This window comes from uncultured Aureimonas sp. (assembly GCF_913775355.1).
GTDB lineage: Bacteria > Pseudomonadota > Alphaproteobacteria > Rhizobiales > Rhizobiaceae > Aureimonas.
The window spans coordinates 1-5149 of record NZ_CAJYIU010000100.1; the positions used below are offsets into that span (position 1 = coordinate 1).

A 5149-nucleotide genomic window follows, 5' to 3' on the forward strand; every position below is an offset into this window, starting at 1 on the left:
GCGCCGGCCGCGCGGCGGTCGACGCTCGCGGCCGATGCGGCGGTGCTCGCCATCGCGGTCGTCTGGGGCGCGAGCTATCCCGTCACCAAGGGCGCGCTGGCCCATGCTCCCGTCCTCGTCCTCATCGTCTACCGGTTCGCCGTCTCGGCCGGCCTCATGGGTCTGGCGGCGCGCCGGGAACTTGCCTCAGCGCCGCGCGGCGACATCCTTCGGGGCGTCGTGCTCGGGGCGATCCTGGCTGCGATCTTCACGGTGGAGATCGCGGGCCTCGCCCGCACCAGCGCGACCAACGCGGCGCTGATCATCTCGCTCTGCACGCTTCTCACCCCGTTCCTCGACCACGGCCTCTCGCGCCGCCTGCCGCCGCCGCTCGTGATCGCGGGGGCCGCGGTCGCCTGCCTCGGCGTCGGTCTGCTCGTCGGAGGCCTGACGGCCTGGACGCTCGGGGACGGGCTGATCCTCCTCGCCGCCGCCCTGCGCGCCGTCATGGTGGTCTCCACCCAGCGGCTGATGGTCTCGCGTTCGCTCTCGTCACGCGCGCTGACGGCGGTGCAGGCCGCGACGGTCGCCGGCCTTGCGCTCGTCGCGCTTCTCCTCACGCAAGGCGGCGGGGCGCTGGCGGTGCGGGCGGGCGCCGGCTTCTGGGGGAGCGTCGCGTTCCTGTCGCTGTTCTGCACGGTCGCGGCCTTCTACGTCCAGAACGCCGCGGTGCGCCTCACCAGCCCGACGCGCGTCGGCTTCCTGATGGGGACGGAACCCCTGTTCGGCTTCGCGTTGGCGCATGTCCTCCTGTCGGAACCCGTCACGGGAACGGCGAGCCTCGGCGCGGCACTGATCGTCGCAGGCACCTTCGTCGGGCTCCTCGCCGACCGGCGGGCCGGCGGCGACGCGTCGCCCCCGGCAAGCCGTCGTGCCGCACGGCGGGGACCCGCTTGACCGATGCGCGGCCATGTTTTACCGTTTGGTACAACCTGGCACGAAAAGGCGCACCGATGTCCCGACCCCCGCTCCCCCCGTTCACGCACGACACCGCAGTCGAGAAGGTGCGCCTCGCCGAGGACGGCTGGAACACCCGCGACGCCGCCAGGGTCGCCACCGCCTACATGCCCGACACGCGCTGGCGGAACCGGGTCGAGTTCGTCCGCAACCGGGAGGAGGCCGAGGCCTTCCTCACCCGCAAGTGGAACCGCGAGCTCGAATACCGTCTGATCAAGGAACTCTGGGCCTTCACCGGCAACCGTATCGCGGTGCGCTATGCCTACGAGTATCGCGACGACAGCGGTCACTGGTTCCGTGCCTATGGCAACGAGAACTGGGAATTTGCCGAGGACGGGCTGATGCGCAGCCGGCATGCCAGCATCAACGAGATGCCGATCGCCGAGGCGGACCGCAAGTTCCGCTGGCCGCTCGGCCGCCGCCCCGACGACCACCCGTCGCTGAGCGATCTCGGCCTTTGAGCGCGAAGCGCGTCCTCACCGATCGCGCCAGCGCCCTGCCGGCGCTGGCGGAGGCGTTTCGAGAATACGGCTTCGAGGGCGCGAGTCTTGCCGTCCTGTCGAAGGCGACGGGGCTCGGCAAGGGCAGCCTCTACAATTTCTTCCCCGGCGGGAAGGAGGAGATGATGGAGGCGGTCTTGGCCGACATCGACGCCTGGTTCGAGACGGCGATCTTCGCGCCGCTGGAGGGGGCCGTCGACCCGGCGGCGGCCGTCGCCTCGATGATCGGCGACGTGACGGCCTACTTCCGCTCCGGCCGGCGGGTCTGTCTCGTCGGCTGCATCGGCCTGAACGCCTCCGGCGCGGCGTTCGCCGACCGGATCCGCGGCTATTTCGCGCGCTGGATCGCGGCGCTGGCTGCCTGCCTCCGATCGGGCGGCGTCCCCGAGCCGCAGGCCGCGCGGCTGGCGGAGGAGGGGGTGTCGGCGATCCAGGGGGCGATCGTGCTGGCGCGCGCGCTCGGCGAGGAGGGCGCCTTCCTGCGGATCGTCCGGCACCAGCAGGCGATCCTCACCGGTGCGATCGCCGCTCACGGCGAGGGCGGCGGGCCGGCAACGGACTGACGAAGCGGCAGGGGCGATGTCGCCGGGGGCGGGGCAGCCTCTCAGGGTCTGGTTCGCCGCCGCCGTCCGGCGGCCCCCGCGCGGTGCTGCCGACCACGACGATGTGTCGACGCTCGCTCCCGCGCCGGGCCGCGGGCCTCGCGGACCCAAACTCCGGCCGACGGCGTTTCAGCGGGATCGACGATCCTGGAGATGTCCCATGCTCGCATCCTTTCTCATCGGCCTCGTGGCCGGGCAGCGCGCGATGACGCCGCTGGCCGTCCTTGCAGGCGCGGCGCAACGCGGCGCCCTTCCGACCGAGGTTCCGGGCGTCCGGCTTCTCTCGGTCCCGCTCGTCTCGGCGGGTGCGGTGACGCTCGCCGCGGCCGAGATGGCGGGAGACAAGATGGCGTCCGCGCCCGACCGGACCGTCGCAGCGGGGCTCGTCGCCCGGAGCCTGACGGCGGCCTTTGCCGGCGCCGTCCTGGCCGAGCCGGGCCGACGCCCCGAGGGTGCCGTGCTCGCCGTCGCGGCGGCCTTGAGCGCGTCCTTCGTCGGCCTGTCGCTCCGCAGACGGGCGATGCGGCGCCTCGGGCAGACGCCGACGGGCTTCGTCGAGGATGTCGCCGTCCTCGCGCTGGCGCAGGGGATCGTATCCCGGCGAACCTGAGCCGTTGCTCGGATGATCGAACGGGTGGGGCAGGTCGGAAGCAGGCAACCGACCGGCAGGGGGCGTCCCGCGTTGCGCAAGGCCGGCCGGCGCGTTGCCCTCTGCCGCGGGGGCGCCTGCCGTCGTGCGCTAGCCGCCCGGCTTCGTGACGAACCAGAGCACATGCTTCGTGCCGCGTCCGCGCCCCGCCTTCACGCGCAATTCCTCCGCCTGGAACCCGCCGCGCCCGAGGCGGGCGGTGAAGGCGGCGTCCGGTCCCTGCGACCAGATGCCGAGGACCCCGCCCGGCGTCAGCGCCCGCAAGGAGGCGGCAAGGCCCGCCGCGCCGTAGAGCCGGTCGTTGCTGCTCCGCGTCAGTCCGCCCGGCCCGTTGTCGACGTCGAGAAGGATCGCGTCGAAGGCGCTCCGGGCCCGGCCGATCGTCTCCGCCACGTCCTCGACGGCGACGGTGACGCGGGGATCGGACAGCGTGTCGCCGAAGACCTCCGCCATCGCCCCCTTCGCCCAGTCGACGACGCCCGGCACGAGTTCGGCGACGGTGATGCGGGCATCGGGCGCAAGGCCTGCCAGCGCGGCGCGCAGCGTGAAGCCCATGCCGAGACCGCCGATCAGGATGCGGGCGCCCCGGCGCGCACCGATCCGCTCCGCCGCCAGCGTCGCCAGCGCCTCCTCCGAGCCGCTGAGCCGGCTGTTCATCAGCTCGGTCCCGCCGATCATGATGGAATATTCCGTGCCCCGCCGCATGAGCCGCAATTCGCCGCCGCCCGGAATGGGCGCGGTGCCGAGCGCTTCCCAGGGGATCAACGGTCGTCTCGCCCGGCGATGGCTCGGGGGCGCCCGACTTCGGAAACAGGGGACGGTGCTGTCATGCTCGGGCTCGGCAACGAAACGTCGGGAGCCTCCTCGTAACGCGTTAGTACGGCGCCCGCGAGGAAATTTGCGAACGGCGCGGCAGGGGCGGTCGCCGGTCGCCCGAAGGTTTGAAGGGGGCGTCCCGCCGTGTACGGCGATCGGCGTATCGAAGTGCACTGGGCGACGGATCGAAAGGGCAGAGCTCGACGAGCCGTCCGGGCGCCAATGGGCGAGCCACTGGCGACCGTGAAAAGGTGCGGGTCGACGGTGAGGCCGGCGCTGTCGAACCTGCGAGCGCCGAAGAGGAGGCTTTCCGGCGCCGGGTCGGCGAGGTGATGGCGCGGCGCCGTCCGTGCGATGCGGCGGTGGCGATCCGCACAGCGGCATCCTGAACCATCGCCGCATCAGGGGGACCGCCGCATCGCGGAAGCCGAAGGCCGGTTCTCGGCCGCTCCCGTCCCTTCGGGCTTCGAGACGGATGATCTTCCTACCCTTGCTGACATCAGCCACCCGAGAGCCTCTCCCGCGAAGAGTGGTTAGCGGAGTGTCAACGAACACGCGCTATTCCAATCACAATGACGCGTGGTCATTTCGATAGGGTGTTCGTCCCGTGCTGCAGAATCTCACGATCTTTCGCAAGTTCACCCTGTCGATCGCAACCGTCGGCCTGATCGGGCTTGGGCTTAGCGCCTACAGTGCGGTCCAGATGGATCGCGTCGACCACAACTATACGCAGCTCGTCGCCGTCAACGATCCGGCGACCGTCAAGCTGACGCGGGCCGGGCGCAACGTCAGCGACGCCGCCTATTCGGCCTACAGGGTGCTGACGTATGACGGGCAGAGCGCCGAGGCGAAGGCGGCGGCCGCGAACTTCGACGACAAGATGCAGGCCACGCGCCAGCTTCTCGACGAAATCGGGGCAAGCCTGCCGATCTATGCGCCGGCCGTGGCCGAGATGGCTTCGGATGCCGCGGAGATCACGACCAAGGGCAAGGCTGCCATCGCCCTCGGACTGCAGGACCGCAACGACGAGAGCAAGCTGGGTCTGGCCGACATGGACGTGGCGGCCGCCGCTTTCGTCAAGCGCTATCAGGCCCAGCGCGACCTGATGCTGAGCGACACCGCCGCCCTCGCGGCGAGCGCGTCCACCGAGACCTGGTCGACGATCTACACGACGATCGGCCTGTCGCTTGCCGGCGTGCTGATCGGCATGATCGGCGCGGGTCTCATGGCCTCGAAGGGCATCACGCATCCCCTGCAGCGCCTTCGCGACCAGATGAACCGTCTGGCTGCGGGAGAGCTTCAGGTCGAGGTCGCCGGCACCGACCGGGGCGACGAAGTCGGGGCGATGGCCCGCACCGTCGAGGTCTTCAAGCAGGCGGCGCTGGAAAAGGTGCGCCTCGCGACGGAGGCCGACGCCGCCCGGCGTTCGCAGGCCGAGCAGCGCGACCGCCAGTCGGCGATCGACAACGCCAAGGCGGAGGACCTTCGCGCCTTCGTGCATGCGGTGGAGGCGGGCTTCGCACGCCTGTCGGCCGGCGACCTGACCGTGCGCATGGATCAGGCGGTCGCGCACGAGTTCGAGCCCA

6 protein-coding genes are annotated in these 5149 nt (G+C 71.3%); 5 read left to right on the forward strand and 1 reads right to left on the reverse strand.

Going from position 1 to position 5149, the window contains the following annotated elements:
• From QZ753_RS06910 to QZ753_RS06925, 4 genes are all read left to right on the forward strand, one after another.
• Window positions 1-936: DMT family transporter (locus QZ753_RS06910; RefSeq protein ID WP_367171497.1), on the forward strand; the 936-nt coding region annotated here is incomplete at its 5' end.
• 56 nt (window positions 937-992) lie between these two features.
• On the forward strand, window positions 993-1457 hold the full coding sequence (locus QZ753_RS06915) for a DUF1348 family protein (RefSeq protein ID WP_294642205.1): 465 nt from the start codon (window positions 993-995) through the stop codon (window positions 1455-1457).
• Window positions 1454-2059: a TetR/AcrR family transcriptional regulator gene (locus tag QZ753_RS06920; protein WP_294642207.1), complete on the forward strand. Its 606-nt coding sequence runs from the start codon at window positions 1454-1456 to the stop codon at window positions 2057-2059. Before QZ753_RS06915 ends, QZ753_RS06920 begins: the two co-directional genes overlap by 4 nt.
• Before the next feature lie 199 nt (window positions 2060-2258).
• The gene (locus QZ753_RS06925; RefSeq protein ID WP_294642209.1) at window positions 2259-2708 is read left to right on the forward strand and encodes a DUF4126 domain-containing protein; all 450 of its coding nucleotides are present in this window, start codon (window positions 2259-2261) and stop codon (window positions 2706-2708) included.
• A 129-nt stretch (window positions 2709-2837) separates the two neighbouring features.
• Here QZ753_RS06925 and QZ753_RS06930 read toward each other — a convergent pair whose 3' ends face one another.
• Entirely contained in the window at window positions 2838-3512 is a 675-nt protein-coding gene (locus QZ753_RS06930; protein ID WP_294642211.1) for a spermidine synthase, read from the reverse strand.
• 658 nt (window positions 3513-4170) lie between these two features.
• Between QZ753_RS06930 and QZ753_RS06935 the strand changes: the two genes are divergently transcribed.
• Window positions 4171-5149: HAMP domain-containing protein (locus QZ753_RS06935; RefSeq protein WP_294642213.1), on the forward strand; the 979-nt coding region annotated here is incomplete at its 3' end.